Origin of the sequence: Ensifer sp. Root142, assembly GCF_001426785.1 — a bacterium.
Lineage (GTDB): Bacteria > Pseudomonadota > Alphaproteobacteria > Rhizobiales > Rhizobiaceae > Ensifer > Ensifer canadensis.
This window is the reverse complement of sequence record NZ_LMFK01000023.1, coordinates 341,202-356,465: the sequence shown is the minus strand read 5'-3', so window position 1 is coordinate 356,465 and position 15,264 is coordinate 341,202. Positions and strand designations below refer to the sequence as shown.

The window sequence follows — 15,264 nt, the reverse complement described above, 5'->3', positions numbered from 1 at the left end:
TTTTTGGTTTGGTTTTGGGCGGTTCGACTGTCGTCCGTAGAGATGCCGATCCACCGAAGAAGTTGTTGGCTCAAGTAAGAGGGCCTACCATCAGCTGTGGCGCACCAGATGAAAGCTACGACCGCGCTTTCGCGGAGAGCCGCCCGAGCGCGCGGCCGGCAAACGCCCCTACATTTATTTCGACACGATGGGGCACGATCCCGAGATCATCCGCAGCCTGACCGGCTTCTTCGGCGCAGAGCGGGTGCTGGCCGGAACGGACTGGCCGATCCTTGCCGCACTCGACGGCAAGAGCCTGACCGAGAGCCTCGCGGAAGCCGGACTAAACGACATGGATTTCCGACGTGTTGCCGGCGGCAATGCCAGGCGCCTCCTCGGCTTGCGAGAGACAAAGGGCTGCCGCCGCCGAATAGACACCCGACAAAACGAAGCCCGGATTTTCGGTCCGGGGCTTCCTTTTTTGAGCGGAGCTTGCCCGGCAGACAGCCGGGCAAGCCGCCTCAGGCGACGCGCTGCGCCCGTGTGAGCGGAATGATCTCTGCCTCCGCCGCGCCAAAGCGCGGCAGCCGGCCTTCGAGCGGATGGCCAGGGTCGGTGAAACCGGGGGTCGATGGGTGGCCAGCAGCGACCAGCCGGTCGACCAGGGCTTCGTCATCGGCATCGATCTTCACGTCTAGCGCACGGACATAGCCGTCCCATTGCTCTTCGGTCCGCGGTCCGCCGATGGTCGAGGTGACGAGACGGTTGTTCAGGACCCAGGCGAGCGCAAAATCCGCGGCGGGAATGCCTTTCGCCTGAGCGTGTGCAGCGATTTGCTTGGCAATCGCGATGGATTCGTCGCGGAATTCGACGTCATGCATGCGCTTGTCGCCGCGGCCCGCCCGCGTATCAGCGCCAGGTGCCTCGCCCACATTGTATTTGCCGGTCAAAACGCCGCGCGCCAGCGGGCTGTAGGTGACGACGCCGAGCCCATAGGCGGCTGCCGCCGGCAATTGTTCGGCCTCCGCCGTGCGGTTGACGATGTTGTAGAGCGGCTGGCTTGCGACCGGTCTGTCGATGCCGAGTTCATCGGCGAGCTGCGCGATCTCGGCAATGCGCCAGCCGCGGAAGTTCGAGACGCCGAAATACCGCAACTTGCCGGCCTTGATCAGATCGGCGATGGCCCTGACCGGCTCCTCCAGCGGCGCGTCGAACACGGCGCGATGGAAATAGAGGATGTCGATGTAATCGGTGCCGAGATTGCGCAGTGAGTTCTCGACCGTCTGGTAAACCCATTTGCGCGAGTAGCCGCCGAGGTTGGGTCCCTTCTTGTGCGAATTGACGAACTTGGTCGCCAGCACCCAGTGATCCCTGTCGGCCTTGATGCCACGCCCGACCACCTCTTCCGACTTGCCGTCGTGATAGACGTCGGCCGTATCGATGAAGTTGATGCCCTGTTCGCGTGCCTTGTCGATGATGCGGAAGGCGACATCATCAGGCGTCTGGTTACCGAACATCATGGACCCGAGTGTCAGCGGTGACACCTTGAGGGCACTGCGCCCGAGATAACGATACTCAACCATTTAAAATCTCCATTTCAGTTGATGCTGTCCGCAAAATGGCAGGCCACCTCGTGGCGTGGTGCTATGAAGCGGAATTCGGGTTCGGCGGTGCGGCACAGATCCGCCGCCAATGGGCATCGGGTGTGGAACCGACAGCCGGAAGGAATGTTGCTGGGGCTCGGCAGATCACCGCCAAGCGGGGCGGCGTGGCGCGGGCGCGATGGATCGGGCACCGCCTCCATCAAAGCACGCGTATAGGGATGGCGCGGATCGGACCACAGCGTCTCGTTGTCTGCGCTTTCGACGATCCTGCCGAGATACATGACCATCACCCGGTCGCAGAAGTAGCGCACCACTGAAAGGTCGTGGCTGATGAAGATGTAGGAAAGGCCGAATTCCTTCTTCATCTCGACCAGAAGATTGAGGATCTGTGCCTGGATCGAGAGGTCGAGGGCCGAGACAGGTTCGTCACAGACGATCAGCTCCGGATTGAGCAACAGCGCGCGGGCGATGCCGATCCTTTGTCGCTGGCCGCCGGAAAACTCGTGCGGATATCGGTTGATGGCATCGGCCGGCAACCCGACTTTCGATACGATGCCGGCGACGATCCGCCGTCGCTCCATGCTCCCGCCTGCCTTGTGCACCACCAGCGGCGCTTCGAGAATTTCACCGATCGTGTGGCGCGGATTGAGCGACGCGAACGGATCCTGGAAAATCATCTGGATCGACTTGCGCACGCTCCTCAATCGCCGCTGGTCGATGAGCGTGATGTCCTCGCCTTTGAATTCGATCCGCCCCTCGGTCGGATCAACCAGCCGAAGAAGAGTTTTGCCGAGGGTCGACTTGCCGCAGCCGCTTTCACCCACCAGCCCCACCGTCTCCCCGCGCTCGACGCGAAGATCGACGCCATCGACAGAGCGCAGAAGCCCATCACGGCTCTGGTAGTGGGTCTTGAGGTCAGTGGCTGAGAGCAAGGGCATCGGGCACGGCCTTGATGGACGAGGTGAAGGGGCAGGCAACGAGGCGATCGGGTGCCGGGGCGGTCAAGGGCGGGATATGGTGGCCGCAGCTCGCCCGCGCCTGGGCGCAGCGCGGCCTGAAGGGACAGCCCGCCTCGCCCACCGCCGAGACGATCGATCCTGGAATTTCGGTCAAAGCGCCGTTGCGATAGTGGAAATCGTTCTTCAACCGCGGCGAAGCGGCAAGCAGCCCGCGCGTGTAGGGGTGCAGCGGATCCTTGAAGAGGTCTGCCGGCAGTGCCTGCTCCACCTTACGGCCTGCATACATCACCACTACCCTGTCGGCCCATTGCGCAACCACACCCAGATCATGAGTGATGAGCACAACGGCCATCTGTAGCTCGCGCCTGAGCGTGTCGAGCAGATCGAGCACTTGCGCCTGGATCGTGACGTCAAGGGCGGTGGTCGGCTCGTCGGCGATCAGTAGCTTCGGCCGACAGGCGACCGCCATCGCGATCATCACCCTCTGGCGCATGCCGCCGGACAGCTGGTGCGGATAGTCGTCGACCCGTTTGTCGGCTCCCGGAATACGGACCAGCTGCAGGAGTTCGATAGCGCGCGCCCGCGCCGCTTTTCCCGAAAGCCTTTCGTGAACCTTCAGCACTTCGCCGATCTGACCGCCAATCGTCATCACCGGATTGAGGCTGGTCATCGGTTCCTGAAAGATCATGGCGATCTCGCGCCCGCGCAGGCGCCGCATCTCGCGCGCATCGAGTGCCAGCAGGTCGCGGTCGCCGAACGTGATACGGCCGCTCGTCACCCTTGCCGCGCGCGGCAGCAGCTGCATCAAAGCCAGCGCGGTCAGGGATTTTCCGGATCCGGATTCCCCGACGATCGCAAGCGTCTCGCCCTGAGCAACCTCGAAGGAGAGGTTGCGAACCGGTTCTGCACGTGGGAAGCCGATGGTGAGGTTTTCGACCCGAAGCAAGGGAGCCATCGTCAACGATCCTGCGAAAAGCGGGGATTGAGGGCGTCGTTCAATCCGTCACCGATGAGGTTGAGCGCCAGCACCGTGAAGACAATCGCAAGCCCAGGCAGTGCCGTCAGATACCAGGCGGTTCTGACCAGCTCTCGGCCGGTCCCGATCATCGAGCCCCAACTGACCACATTCGGATCGCCGAGCCCCATGAAGGACAATGCCGATTCCATCAGGATGGCGGTCGCGACCATGACCGACGACGTGACGATGATCGGCGGCAAGGCGTTCGGCAGGATCTCGCGGAAAATGATGCGGGCATGGCCGAAGCCAAGGCTGCGGGCAGCCATGACGAAGTCCTTCTCGCGGATTGCGCGGAACTCGGCGCGGGTCAACCGTGCCACGGTCGGCCAGGAGATGACGGCGATCGCAAGCGTCACGGTGGTCGCCGAGGGCTGGGCGATCGCCACCAGGACGACAAGAAGGACAAAGCTCGGCAGCGTCTGGAAGATCTCAACGAGCCTGACGAGAATATCGTCGACCCAGCCGCCGAAATAGCCGGCAACTGCGCCAACCAGAACGCCGAACGTCAGCCCGAGTGCGGTCGCCGTCAGCCCGACAAACAGCGAGATGCGCGAGCCGTGCAGGATGCCTGATAGCACGTCGCGTCCCAGCGAATCCGTTCCGAGAGGAAAGGCCGGATCCTGTCCCGGCCACAGGAACGGCCGCCCCACCATCGAAAGCGGGTCGTCGGGGAAAAACACGGGCGCCAGAAGCGCGACGGCGATGACGAGGCCGAGAAAGCCAGTACCGAACAGCGCGTTCGGATTGGCGAAGAAGACCCTCATGGCGCGTCGCCCATTGGTAATTGCGATCGTCGCACTTTGCTGGGAGCGCGCGTCCGGCGCCTTCACGTTGGACCAGGCCGGGCCCTCCGTCGGCGCAACCCCGGCAGGCTGCTCATTTTCTGTCGCAGGCGCATAGGTGGCGCCTGGAATATTGCGGAGTGCTCCGACACCGGTCGAGGACATCAGCGTGCTCCAATTCGAGGATCGAGCCAGGCGTGAACGAGGTCCACGGCAGCGTTTGCGATGATGACGAGAAGCGAGGACAACAGGAGGATGCCGAGCAGCACCGTGAAATCACGGCCCATGACCGCTTCGAAGGCGAGCCTGCCGAGCCCCGGCCAGCTGTAAACCGTCTCGACCACGACGGCACCGCCAAGCATGCCGCCGATGTGCATGCCGGCCATGGTGGTGATCGGGATCAGGGCATTGCGCAGCACATGCCTGGCAGTAACGCCGAACGGCGTCAGTCCCTTGGCATAGGCGGTGCGGACGAAATCCTGGTTTTTGACTTCGAGCATGGAGGCCCGCGTCAGCCTGGCATAGATCGCCACGTAGAAAAGCGCGAGCGACGTCGCCGGCAGCACCATATAGCGCGCCGTGTCGAGCAGTGCCGGCCAGCCTGTGAGCCGCGAGCCGATGGTGCCTGAGCCGCCGCTTGGCAGCCAGCCGAGTTTGACCGAGAAGAAGACGATCAGCATCAGGCCGATCCAGAAGCTCGGGATCGAGTAGAACAGCAATGAGAAGACCGAGAGCAGCCGATCGGGAAGACGTCCGGCAAATGTCGCCATCAAGGATCCTAGAACGACGCCGAGGAAGATCGCGATGACGAGCGCCACCGCCATCAGAGTCAAGGTGCCCGGTAGGCGCTGGGCGATCAGGTCGGCGACTGGCATGCCGTAGCGCGGCGAAAATCCCAGACTGAAATGCGCGAGATTGTTGAGGTATGTCGCCAGTTGCTCCAGCACCGGGCTGTCCAGCCCGAAGCGGGCCCTGAGTGCTGCCACGCTTTCCTCGGTTGCCGAACCCGCCTCGCCGGCAAGCACGTCGGCAGCATCTCCCGGCGCCAGCTGCAGCAGGAAGAAGTTGAGGATGATGATCCCGAGCAGCGTCGGAATTGCCTGGACCAGCGTGCGTCGCAGCGTTCTGACAATTCTGACCAAAGCCGGCATGCCTGTCGTCTCTCACTTGAAAATTCGCACAAGGCGAAACGTGTCGTCGGCCCCGGATTTCCCCCGCCGATGATTTTATTGTTGACTAACTCTATAGGCTTTGTCAAACGTGTTTTGGTAAATTCGACCCGACAACGGCGATCTGCGAGAACCAGTTTTCCATACAGCTCTCAAAAGACACTGATTTCGGTGGATTATTCTCAAAATGCGAACCGCTCGGCAACAGCTCACTACAAAGCGCGCCCTGAGCGGAAAAGGCTTCCTGATATCATCTTGAGGACGGCAGAGGATCCATGACGCGCAGGAACACTATCTCACAAATCTGGTATACCCGCTGCCCGGTCCCGACCCCGGTCGGCCTTGCGACGCAGCTGGGTCTGCTCGACGAAGCCTTTGCCAGCGAGGGCATCACCCTCAACTCCATCATCGACAGCAAGGACCGGACGATCCGGTCCAGCCACTTCAACCATCATCTGGATTACTCGTTTCGCCACGGCGGCAACGTCCCGCCAATCCGCGCCCGTTCGGAAGGAAATCCGACGCGGCTCGTCGGCATTACCTGGACCGATGAGTTCCAGGCCATCATCACCTTGCCGGCAACGGGCATCAAGACGACGCGGGAACTTGTCGGCCGTCGCTTCGGCATTGCCCGGCGCCCTCCCGGCATCGTCGACTTCATGGCGGCTACCGCTCTGAAGGGCCTTGTCTCTGCTTTGTCGCTCGAAGAGCTGACGCATACGGATGTCGAAATCGTCGACATCCCGCTTGAAGATACCGTGCTCGACAATCGAGACGGACCTCAGCTCTACGGCCTGCGCAACCGGCAGGCCTATGGCCCTGAAATCGCAGCGCTCCTTCGCGGCGATGTCGATGCAATCTATGTCAAGGGCACGCCCGGCATCAGCGTCGCCAACCTTTTTGCCACCCATACCGTGACCGAGTTCGGTTTCCACCCCGACCCCAAAATCCGCATCAATTCGGGCTCACCACGCATCCTGACGGTCGACGAGCGGCTGGCAGAGGACCGGCCCGATCTGGTGACAAAGCTGATCGAGACCCTCAAGCGCGCAAGCGCCTGGGCCGAAGCGCATCCGGATGACGTGCGCCGCTTCGTTGCCCGCGAAGTCGGCGCATCCGAAGAGGTCGTCGCCGCCGCCAACGGCCCGGACCTGCATCGCCATCTTGGGATCGGTCTCGAGCCTGAGCTGGTGGACGCGATCGGTCACTACAAGGACTTCCTGCACGAGTGGGGCTTCCTTGCCCAGAACTTCGACATCGAAGCCTGGGTTGATCGTCGTCCCTGGGCCGATCTCGAAACACGCGCCGTTGCCTGACCGGAGAAGCCGATGACCGCCGCAACTGAAATCGAGTTGGCGATTGAAAGGGCCGAGGACTTGGGAAAGCGCTTTGCGCTGACCGCCCGGCATTATGACGAAACCGGCGAATTTCCCTTCGCCAATTTCGATGCGCTTCACGAAGCCGGGCTGCTCGGCCTCGTGACCGCGACGGAGCAAGGCGGTCTGGGCGGCGGATTGACCGAAGCGCTCTCGGTCGTCTCGGCGATTGCCCGCGGCGAGCCGTCCACAGCGCTCGTTCTCTCGATGCATTACAACCAGCATTATTCGCTGCGCACCTCGGGCAAATGGCCGGAGCATCTTGTCGAACGGGTGATCAAGGCCAACCGCGAGGGCGTGGCGCTGATCAATGCTGCGCAGGTCGAACCGCGTGTCGGATCTCCGTCACACGGCTCTTTACCGGAGACCATCGCGCGCCGGGTCGGCGATCACTGGCGGATTACTGGCCACAAGACCTATGCGACTGGCATTCCGCTGTTGCGTTGGGTCGCCGTGCTCGCCGTCACCGACGAGCCGGTGCCGCGCCTCGGGTCGTTTCTCGTGCCGACGTCCGCCGACGGCATTCGCGTCGAAAAGACCTGGAACGCCACCGGCATGCGCGCCACCAACAGCGACGATCTGATCCTCGACGACGTCGCCGTTCCGGTGGAGGATGTGCTTGATATAGCGCCCGCGAGCGAAGGCCTGAAACGCGACGAACGCATGGGCGCCTGGTACTTCAGCCTTGTGCCAGCGATCTACGACGGTGCTGCGCGCGGCGCCCGCGACTGGCTGATCGAGTTCACCACCACGCGGGCACCCACAAGCCTCGGCGCACCGCTCTCCACCGTGCCGCGCATCCAGGACGGGCTCGGCCAGATCGAGGTCCTGCTGACGGTCAATCGCCGGCTGCTCCGGTCTATTGCCGAGGATTTCGACGCCGGTCGGCCATTCGGCCCGGATGCGGCGGCGGTCAAGCACACCGTCATCGAGAATGCGATCGCCGCAACCACGCTTGCACTGGAACTCGGCGGCAATCCCGGCATCAGCCGCGACAACCCGCTGGAGCGTCACCACCGCGATGCGCTGTCCGGCAAGGCCCATGCGCCGCAGAACAACCTGATCCGCACGATGCTCGCCAAGGCGGCACTCAGCCGGCACGCCGCTGCCCCGGCGCTGCCGCTGGAGCCGGTGCCGGTTCGCACCCATCAACAACCCCGCCTTGCCGTTGTCGGCCGCAGCTAGGAGCCTCGCGATGTCATCACTCAATTCCGTCTGGTACACCCGTTGCCCGGCCCCCACGCCCCTGTCGATCGCCCACCAACTCGGCTGGGTCGATCGGCAGTTCGAAGCCACCGGTGTCGCGGTTCGATCGATCCGCGACAGCAAGGATCAGACCGTCCGCGAGAGCCATTTCACCCATACGCTGGACCACTCGTTCCGCCAGGGTGGCAACATCCCGCCCCTTTGGGCACGATCGGGCGGACGGCAGACCCGAGTGGTCGGCATTACGACCACGGACGAATTCCAGGCGATCATCGCGCTTCCCGGCTCAGGCATCGCCAAAGGCTCGGATCTGAAGGGCCGGCGCATCGGGGTGCCGCGCAAACCGAATGAAGCCATCGTCGACTTCCAGCGCGCCACCGCGTTGAAAGGCATCGTGTCCGCATTGGAGCTTGAGGGGCTCACCCATCGCGATGTCGAACTGGTCTATCTCGACAGCAGCGAGGCAAACCTGATCGAAAGGGGCAATGCCGCGTTTCTCGGGTTGAAGCGCCGCTATCCCTACGGCGACGAGCTTCTGGCGCTGGCGGGCGGCAAGATCGATGCCTTCTTCGTCAAGGGTGCCGAAGGTTTGGTGCTAGCCAATCAGATCGGCGCCGTCGTCGTCTCGGAATTCGGCTTCCACTCTGATGCAAAGATCCGCATCAACAACGGTACGCCGAGGCCCTTGACCGTCGACCTCAAATTTCTCGACGAGCATTTCGACCTTGTCACGGGCCTTGTCGCAACGGTCGCACGTGTTGCCGAATGGGCGGAGGCGAACCCGAATGAAGCGGTGCGCTTCATCGCCAATGAAATCGGCGTGGGCGAAGACGCGATCCGGGCTGCGAATGGTCCGGATGTCCACAGCCATCTCAAGCTGACACTCGACGATGAGCAGTTGGCTGCCTTCGACCACTTCAAACGCTTCCTGCTCGAATGGGGCTTCCTTCCGGCCGACTTCGACGTGTTTGGCTGGATCGATCACCGGCCGCTGGAGGCCGCATCACGGCGGGCGGCCGCATGAGCAAAGCAGCAGTTCCTGTCACCGGTGCGACAACCATCATCGCCGGCGCCACCGGCAAGCTCGGCCAGCTCATCGTTCGGAGGCTGGCCGCTCTGAAACAACCGGTTCGCATCCTTACGCGCCGGCCCGATGCCGCACGCCGCCTGTTTGGCGAAAGCGTACAGATTGCCGTCGGCGACTTCGGCGATCGTACTTCGCTCGATACCGCGGTACGCGGCGCCGGACGGCTCCTGCTCCTGTCGCCCATCAGCGCCAGGCTCGTCACCGATCAGATCAGCGCAGCCGATGCCGCCTTAGCGGCCGGCGTCCGGCGCATCGTCAAGATCTCAGGTTCCGACTGGACCATCGACCCGCCCGGTCATTCCATCTCCGGCGATGCCCACGCCGCTGTCGAGCGGCACCTCAACAGTCTTGCACTGGATACCGTTTCGCTTCGACCGAATGCTTGGATGCAGGTCTCGCTCGCCAACGCCGTCCGCCAGGCAATCGCTACCGATACGGTGGCAGCGGCCAATCCCGACGCCGGTGTCGGCTACATCGATGCACGAGATATCGCCGATGTCGCCGTCGATCAGCTTCTCGCCGACACCGTCACTGGGCGAACACTCAATCTCACCGGTCCTGACATCGTCAGCGCGCGCCAGCTCGCCGATCTGCTCTCGACGACTTTGAAGCGGCGGTTTGCCGTCGTCGAGAAGCCCCCTTTGGCGGCATCAGGCGATGCCGACTTCGAACACCGTGCCATAGCGCAATTCGCGAAGTTGATCGCTGCCGGTCGTGCGGCCACGACGACCGATGTCGTGAAATCGCTGCTGGGCCGACCACCGCGCAGTGTCGCAGCCTTCATCTCCGAACATGCAGCCGCAGAGGCAGCGCTCAGCGAGTAACAGTCATGAGCATCTCTTTTGTTGACATCGCCATTATTGGCGGGGGCCCAGGCGGCCTTGCGCTGGCCCAGGGTCTGAAGAAGAACGGCATCGATGCCGCCGTGTTCGAACGCGATCCGGGCCGGGCCGACTACGTGCAAGGCTTTCGCATGCGTATCCGCCAGCGTGGCATCGACGCACTTCAGGCCAATCTGCCGACGCATCTCTTCCAGGTCTTTCTGGACACGCTCGGGTTTGCCCCGACCGAGAACCTGATCCTCGACGAGGGCTTCGAGCGTCTCGATAATGCCGGGCTCGAAAGTCGGGAGACCGAGGACACGCATATCGAAAAGTCTGTGAGCAGGATCACGCTGCGGCAGATCCTTCTTTCCGGGCTGAAGGGTAGGTTCCATACGGGCAAACGCTTCGAGCGCTATGAACCGCTCCCAGACGGCACGGTTATCGCGCGTTTTGCTGACGGCTCGACTGTCCGCGCCAACCTTCTGGTCGGTGCCGACGGTGCGGGGTCGGCCGTTCGCCGCCAACTGCTGCCGGATCTGAAGAGCATCGATACCGGCGTGCGGCGCCTGGCGGGCAAGATCAGCCTTGAAGCGGCTGCAAACCATGGCATCTCACCGCTTCTTACCGAGTTCAACACCAATATCCGCCCGAGCGACGGCCGTGGCCTGATGATCACCAGCCACCGGGTCGATCCAGCCGCCTATGCCCGGCACGATTTCATTGGCGCCGAAGACCCCGATCATCGCAACATCCCCGGTTTCCATTTCAACAACACCACCAGCTACACCTGGTGGAACACCGCTTACGATACGGACGAACTGGGACCGGACGAACTCCTTGAAACGCTCGATGGCGCCGGCCTGCTGCAAGCGCTACTTCAACGTATCGGCCATTGGGACGAGCGCATCCTGAAGCTCATCCTCCACAGCGATCCGTCGACGGTCGCCTTCCTCAAGGTCAAAAGCTCGACGCCCGGCGCGAAATGGCAACCCGGCCCGGTCACGCTGCTCGGCGATGCGATCCACGCGATGACCTATTTCCGCGCTCTCGGCGGCAACACCGCGCTCTACGACACCGGTCTGCTGGTTCGCGAGCTGGTCGCTGCGCGGCGCCATGGCAAGCCGCTGATCGCAGCCGTTCATGACTATGAGAACGCTATGCGGGAACACGGCTACGAGGCCGTCCGCTCCTCGCTCTCAGCCATGCAACGCAATGTCGGGGCAAACCGGCCGCTAAAGTCGGTGCCCGCACTCTAATCCCAGGAAAGTTCTGATCATGTCCATCGTCGTCTTCGGCGCCTCCGGAAACATCGGCAGCAATATCCGCAGGGAGGCGCTGTCGCGTGGCCGTCGTGTGACAGCCGTCACCCGGTCTACCGACATCGAACCCGAAGAGCGCCTCACCCTGCGCAAGGCCGATATCGCCGACGCGATCGCGGTCGCAAGCATCGTCAAAGGACACGATGCCGTCATCAGTGCCTATAGCCCAGGTTTGCGCCGTCATTCCGCAGAAGAGGCCGCGGAACTGATCCGAGATGCCCACGCGGCGCTATTTGTCGGCGTGAAGCAAGCGGGCGTCCGCCGCATCATCATCGTCGGCGGCGTGGGCAGCCTGGAGGCGAGCCCCGGTGTCGACGTTGTCGACAGCGACTTTTATCCCGTCGAACACAAAGCCCATACGTTGCGCAACCGCGAGATCCTGCGCAGCTTGAAGCGCGGCGAACACGATCTCGACTGGACCTATGTCTCTCCGCCGCTTTCGATCAAGGCCTGCGAGAGAACCGGCACCTACAGGCTTGGCGAAGACTGGCTGTTGCGCGACGAAGCGGGCGAAAGTCGCATTTCGGAGGCCGACTTCGCCATCGCCATTCTCGATGAGCTGGACCAAGGACAGTTCATCCGCCGCCGTTTCACCGCAGCCTATTGAAGGACAGTGATTGGCATGTCCCGCAAGACGCGCAAGCTCAACCTCAATGTCGGCATCAACACGACAGGCTATTTGCCGGCCGCCTGGAAATACCGCACTGGCGACCGTCACGACATCTACGATCCGGACTATTACCGCCGCCTGACCGAGCTCGCGCACAGGGGGCTGTTCGACGCCGTGTTCTTCTCCGACCATCCGGCGATGATGACCGACCCGAACAGCCGGCCGTTCCACACGATCGACCCGCTGATCCTTTGTACGGCCCTGGCGGCACAGGTGCCCGACATCGGCTTCGTGGCGACGATGTCGTCCACCTACAACTCACCCTACAATCTGGCTCGCCGCACCCAGTCGACGGATATCACTTCCGGCGGCCGGCTGATCATCAACATCGTCTCGTCCTTTAACCCGAATGTCGCCGCCAATTTCGGCTCGGCACCCCTGCCACCGCGCAACGAGCGCTACGCCAAGGCTTCCGAGTTTCTCGATGTCGCCAAGAAACTCTGGGCAAGCTGGGATCCTGCCCGCGAGGGCAGCGTCCCCGACGATCGGTTCTGGGACGCGGCAAGCGCCCAGGCGATCGACCACGAAGGCGACCATTTCAGCGTCAGGGGACCGCTCAATGTGCCGCGCGGCCCTCAGGGTCACCCGGTAATCGCGCAGGCAGGGGCATCGGAGGGCGGGATTGATCTCGCCGCGCGCCATGGCGAAATTATCTACTGCAATATCCTCTCCCGCGCCGCCGGCCGGGCATTCGGCGCGAAAGTCAGAGGTCGCGCTGCCGCCCTTGGCCGTGATCCGGCCGGCATCCGCATCGTGCCCGGGCTCGTGGTCATCCTCGGTGAGACAAGAAAGGAGGCGTTGCGCAAGCATGAACTGTTCAGCGGCGCCGGCTCTGAAGACGGGCTGATCGCGAGGTTTGCCAAGGAGAACGGTATCAATCCTGACGGCTTTGACCCGGATGCCGTTCTCGATGCCGAACGCTTCGTCCCCGATCCCAACCGGCTTCAGGCGGTGGGCATGGGCCTCGGGCTCTCGGACCTGCTGAAACACGAGAAGCTTACGGCAAGACAAGTCGTGCGCCGCTCGGAGGGCCATCACGGTCTGCTGCTCGGCACGCCGGAGGAGGTCTCCGAAGCCATCATTGATCTTTGGGCTGACGGAACCGTGGATGGCTATACATTGCAGCCACCACGCGCGCCTGACGATATCGAGGAGTTCATCGACAAGGTCGTGCCCATCCTGCAGGATCGCGGCGTCTACCGCACTCGTTATGAAGAGCGAACGGTCCGCGAGCGTTATGGCCTCCCCTACCCCGAATAAAAGCGCTCGACAGAACACGAACGATGAACGAGTACCGAGTTTCACATGCGTTCTCGACCGAGCGCAGACTCTTGCAAAGATCGACCGCGGCTGATGCCAGCGGGAGAGTTATAACGTTATAACTTCGACCAGCTATAATGTTTTCGCAACGCAGCCGATACGCATGCCGGCTGATTTCCGACCAAGCACAGAGTTTAATGAGATAGCCGGCACCGACAGTGAGGCAAAATTGCCCAAAAGCGGATCTTGCGGGAGGCACTACCGGTGGTCCCGCAGTCGTCGAGTAGAAAACGACGCTTGGGTTAACTACGTGGCATCGTCGTAAGCGCGACGGTATTCCTGGATGGTGTGCAGATTATCACGGACCCAAAAGTTGAACCCTTCAAGGGCGCGCAAAGCCCCGCCGCCCATCTCGGTCAGCTCATATTCGACACGCGGCGGCACTTCGGGAAAATAATGGCGCACAACGAGGCCGTTACGCTCCAGATTGCGCAGTGTAAGCGTCAACATCCGCTGGGTGACGCCATCAACCTCTTTCTTAAGGGCTGAGAAGCGGAGCCGATGCTCCTTCGCGAGCGAAAGGCGCCAAAGGACTTGAACAGTCCATTTGTCGCCCAGCAGCGTGCACACCCCGTTTGCCGGGATAGGTCTGAACAGCCGATTACCCTCTGATCCTTGCAGCGCATCGGCATGGAGTTGTTTGTTCAAGGGTATCATCCTTGTGCCTGACGCTGAAAAATGTGCCGTCTTCCAGCGGTTTTCCATTCGTATATATCGATGACCCTTGTTGTTCAACACGAGGGTTTTCAATGACCAATGGCAAACAGCCAATTTTTGTTTTCGGCGCCACCGGACGGCAGGGAGGATCTGTTGCCAAAGCCTTATTGAAGGCGGAATGGCCTGTTCGCGCGCTCGTTTTGAATTCCACTGATGCCGCGTCTTTAGAGCTGGGGATTGCAGGCGTCGATATTGTGCAGGGCGCCTTCGAAGACACGGACGTGATCCGCGCAGCTATGAAAGACACCTATGGTGTTTTCAGCGTACTGCCGGCCAACTTAGCGGCAGAAGACGAAGTCCGCTACGGTATCTCAATTGCTGATCTGGCAGCCGAAATCGGTGTCGACCATCTCGTTTATTCTTCAGGCGCTAGCGTTGGGGATGAACTGACAGGTGTCGCGCGTTTCGATGCCAAGCCTCGCATCGAAGCGCACGTTCGAGAACTCCGCATCACCACGACCATCATCCGGCCGATGATCTTCATGGAGATGCTCGTACGACCTGGTTTCGGTTTGGATGAAGGACGGTTGGTATCCCTGATCAGACCGGATCATTCAATCCAGCTTACCGCGGTGGAGGACATCGGCAAATTCGTTGCTGCGGTGTTTGCCGACAAGACCCGCTTCGGCGGCATGACTTTGAAGATCGCAAGCGACCGCGTGACCGGGCACGAGCTTGAAGCCGCCCTTACCGAAGGCGCCGGTCGTCCAATCGCCTACGCACGCTTTTCCGATGACGTTCTCGCGGCGAATGCGGACCTCGCGCACATGGCGAAGAGCTTGGAGGATGGCCCGCTTGCAGAACGTGTCGATCTGAACGCCATGCGTGAGATCAACCCGGAGCTACTCTCTTTCCGGTCTTGGCTTGCCGGGAACGGACGCAGGGCACTCGATGAAGCCTTGAGGACAACCAACACGCTGGCGTGACTCCGGCTTTATTCACACGGGGTCTAATAGCGCGCGAGCAGGAAACCACCAACACTCGCTGTTCCTGATCGCTCTGACACGCCGAGCTGCCGCGTGGCCGAAAGCCGGCATATAAGCCGCCGAACGCGTCGGCGTGTCGCAGTCGCGGCGGATGCTAGCAGTTGCGGCCTTGACGAGGCCGCGCGTCCCAATCGTCTGCGGCTACGGCGCAAGCCGAGTTCGATGCACGTCGCCCGGTCGAGATGCCGGTGGCGATCGACGACACGCTCCCGACGCTTCGGCGGAAGCTGCCATGATAAACGGGCAAG

Annotated in this window: 15 protein-coding genes; 9 read left to right on the top strand and 6 right to left on the bottom strand. The window is 62.1% G+C overall.

Features of this window, described 5'->3' with window-relative positions; translation table 11 throughout:
• Window positions 1–187: 187 nt before the first annotated feature.
• On the top strand, window positions 188–526 hold the full coding sequence (locus ASD52_RS22755) for an amidohydrolase family protein (protein ID WP_063963345.1): 339 nt from the start codon (window positions 188–190) through the stop codon (window positions 524–526).
• Here the strand turns inward: ASD52_RS22755 and ASD52_RS22750 are convergent.
• The 5 genes from ASD52_RS22750 to ASD52_RS22730 are packed head-to-tail and all read right to left on the bottom strand — an operon-like array spanning window position 501 to window position 5,493.
• On the bottom strand, window positions 501–1,562 hold the full coding sequence (locus tag ASD52_RS22750) for an aldo/keto reductase (protein ID WP_057209644.1): 1,062 nt from the start codon (window positions 1,560–1,562) through the stop codon (window positions 501–503). The genes ASD52_RS22755 and ASD52_RS22750 overlap by 26 nt on opposite strands.
• A gap of 14 nt (window positions 1,563–1,576) precedes the next feature.
• A complete protein-coding gene (locus ASD52_RS22745) occupies window positions 1,577–2,521 on the bottom strand; it encodes an oligopeptide/dipeptide ABC transporter ATP-binding protein (protein WP_057213617.1) in 945 nt (314 codons plus the stop codon).
• Window positions 2,499–3,497: an ABC transporter ATP-binding protein gene (locus tag ASD52_RS22740; RefSeq protein ID WP_057213614.1), complete on the bottom strand. Its 999-nt coding sequence runs from the start codon at window positions 3,495–3,497 to the stop codon at window positions 2,499–2,501. The genes ASD52_RS22745 and ASD52_RS22740 overlap by 23 nt, the downstream gene beginning before the upstream one ends.
• 2 nt (window positions 3,498–3,499) lie before the next feature.
• Entirely contained in the window at window positions 3,500–4,507 is a 1,008-nt protein-coding gene (locus ASD52_RS22735) for an ABC transporter permease (RefSeq protein ID WP_057209639.1), read from the bottom strand.
• Window positions 4,507–5,493 carry an ABC transporter permease gene (locus ASD52_RS22730; RefSeq protein ID WP_057209638.1) on the bottom strand — a complete coding sequence of 329 codons (987 nt, stop codon included), beginning with the start codon at window positions 5,491–5,493 and terminating at the stop codon, window positions 4,507–4,509. Before ASD52_RS22730 ends, ASD52_RS22735 begins: the two co-directional genes overlap by 1 nt.
• Window positions 5,494–5,786: 293 nt before the next feature.
• Here ASD52_RS22730 and ASD52_RS22725 point away from each other — a divergent pair, with 293 nt between their 5' ends.
• Genes ASD52_RS22725 through ASD52_RS22695 form a run of 7 tightly spaced genes read left to right on the top strand, consistent with a single transcriptional unit; the run spans window position 5,787 to window position 13,253 of the window.
• A complete protein-coding gene (locus ASD52_RS22725) occupies window positions 5,787–6,827 on the top strand; it encodes an ABC transporter substrate-binding protein (RefSeq protein ID WP_057225508.1) in 1,041 nt (346 codons plus the stop codon).
• 12 nt (window positions 6,828–6,839) lie between these two features.
• The gene (locus ASD52_RS22720; RefSeq protein ID WP_057209636.1) at window positions 6,840–8,072 is read left to right on the top strand and encodes an acyl-CoA dehydrogenase family protein; all 1,233 of its coding nucleotides are present in this window, start codon (window positions 6,840–6,842) and stop codon (window positions 8,070–8,072) included.
• A 10-nt stretch (window positions 8,073–8,082) separates the two neighbouring features.
• Complete coding sequence (locus ASD52_RS22715; RefSeq protein WP_057209634.1) at window positions 8,083–9,117, top strand: ABC transporter substrate-binding protein; 1,035 nt, start codon at window positions 8,083–8,085, stop codon at window positions 9,115–9,117.
• The gene (locus ASD52_RS22710; RefSeq protein WP_057213605.1) at window positions 9,114–10,004 is read left to right on the top strand and encodes an NmrA family NAD(P)-binding protein; all 891 of its coding nucleotides are present in this window, start codon (window positions 9,114–9,116) and stop codon (window positions 10,002–10,004) included. The genes ASD52_RS22715 and ASD52_RS22710 overlap by 4 nt, the downstream gene beginning before the upstream one ends.
• A gap of 5 nt (window positions 10,005–10,009) precedes the next feature.
• On the top strand, window positions 10,010–11,260 hold the full coding sequence (locus ASD52_RS22705) for an NAD(P)/FAD-dependent oxidoreductase (RefSeq protein ID WP_057225506.1): 1,251 nt from the start codon (window positions 10,010–10,012) through the stop codon (window positions 11,258–11,260).
• Window positions 11,261–11,279: 19 nt separating this feature from the next.
• Window positions 11,280–11,930: an NAD(P)-dependent oxidoreductase gene (locus tag ASD52_RS22700; protein WP_057209624.1), complete on the top strand. Its 651-nt coding sequence runs from the start codon at window positions 11,280–11,282 to the stop codon at window positions 11,928–11,930.
• 15 nt (window positions 11,931–11,945) lie between these two features.
• Window positions 11,946–13,253 (top strand): NtaA/DmoA family FMN-dependent monooxygenase, encoded by a 1,308-nt coding sequence (locus ASD52_RS22695; RefSeq protein WP_057209622.1) that lies wholly within the window; start codon window positions 11,946–11,948, stop codon window positions 13,251–13,253.
• A gap of 306 nt (window positions 13,254–13,559) precedes the next feature.
• On the opposite strand, the gene ASD52_RS22690 is transcribed toward ASD52_RS22695, so the two are convergent.
• Window positions 13,560–13,970, bottom strand: a complete 411-nt coding sequence (locus tag ASD52_RS22690) for a helix-turn-helix domain-containing protein (RefSeq protein WP_057209619.1) — start codon at window positions 13,968–13,970, stop codon at window positions 13,560–13,562.
• A 92-nt stretch (window positions 13,971–14,062) separates the two neighbouring features.
• Between ASD52_RS22690 and ASD52_RS22685 the strand changes: the two genes are divergently transcribed.
• Window positions 14,063–14,956 carry an NmrA/HSCARG family protein gene (locus ASD52_RS22685; protein ID WP_057209617.1) on the top strand — a complete coding sequence of 298 codons (894 nt, stop codon included), beginning with the start codon at window positions 14,063–14,065 and terminating at the stop codon, window positions 14,954–14,956.
• The last annotated feature ends 308 nt before the right edge of the window (window positions 14,957–15,264 follow it).

Bases quoted from the DNA above. Each gene is read 5' to 3' on its own strand.
- ASD52_RS22720 (WP_057209636.1), top strand. From the start codon at position 6,840: ATGACCGCCGCAACTGAAATCGAGTTGGCGATTGAAAGGGCCGAGGAC.
- ASD52_RS22705 (WP_057225506.1), top strand. From the start codon at position 10,010: ATGAGCATCTCTTTTGTTGACATCGCCATTATTGGCGGGGGCCCAGGC.
- ASD52_RS22725 (WP_057225508.1), top strand. From the start codon at position 5,787: ATGACGCGCAGGAACACTATCTCACAAATCTGGTATACCCGCTGCCCG.
- ASD52_RS22715 (WP_057209634.1), top strand. From the start codon at position 8,083: ATGTCATCACTCAATTCCGTCTGGTACACCCGTTGCCCGGCCCCCACG.
- ASD52_RS22710 (WP_057213605.1), top strand. From the start codon at position 9,114: ATGAGCAAAGCAGCAGTTCCTGTCACCGGTGCGACAACCATCATCGCC.
- ASD52_RS22695 (WP_057209622.1), top strand. From the start codon at position 11,946: ATGTCCCGCAAGACGCGCAAGCTCAACCTCAATGTCGGCATCAACACG.
- ASD52_RS22690 (WP_057209619.1), bottom strand. From the start codon at position 13,970: ATGATACCCTTGAACAAACAACTCCATGCCGATGCGCTGCAAGGATCA.
- ASD52_RS22740 (WP_057213614.1), bottom strand. From the start codon at position 3,497: ATGGCTCCCTTGCTTCGGGTCGAAAACCTCACCATCGGCTTCCCACGT.
- ASD52_RS22750 (WP_057209644.1), bottom strand. From the start codon at position 1,562: ATGGTTGAGTATCGTTATCTCGGGCGCAGTGCCCTCAAGGTGTCACCG.
- ASD52_RS22685 (WP_057209617.1), top strand. From the start codon at position 14,063: ATGACCAATGGCAAACAGCCAATTTTTGTTTTCGGCGCCACCGGACGG.
- ASD52_RS22700 (WP_057209624.1), top strand. From the start codon at position 11,280: ATGTCCATCGTCGTCTTCGGCGCCTCCGGAAACATCGGCAGCAATATC.
- ASD52_RS22745 (WP_057213617.1), bottom strand. From the start codon at position 2,521: ATGCCCTTGCTCTCAGCCACTGACCTCAAGACCCACTACCAGAGCCGT.
- ASD52_RS22755 (WP_063963345.1), top strand. From the start codon at position 188: ATGGGGCACGATCCCGAGATCATCCGCAGCCTGACCGGCTTCTTCGGC.
- ASD52_RS22730 (WP_057209638.1), bottom strand. From the start codon at position 5,493: ATGCCGGCTTTGGTCAGAATTGTCAGAACGCTGCGACGCACGCTGGTC.
- ASD52_RS22735 (WP_057209639.1), bottom strand. From the start codon at position 4,507: ATGTCCTCGACCGGTGTCGGAGCACTCCGCAATATTCCAGGCGCCACC.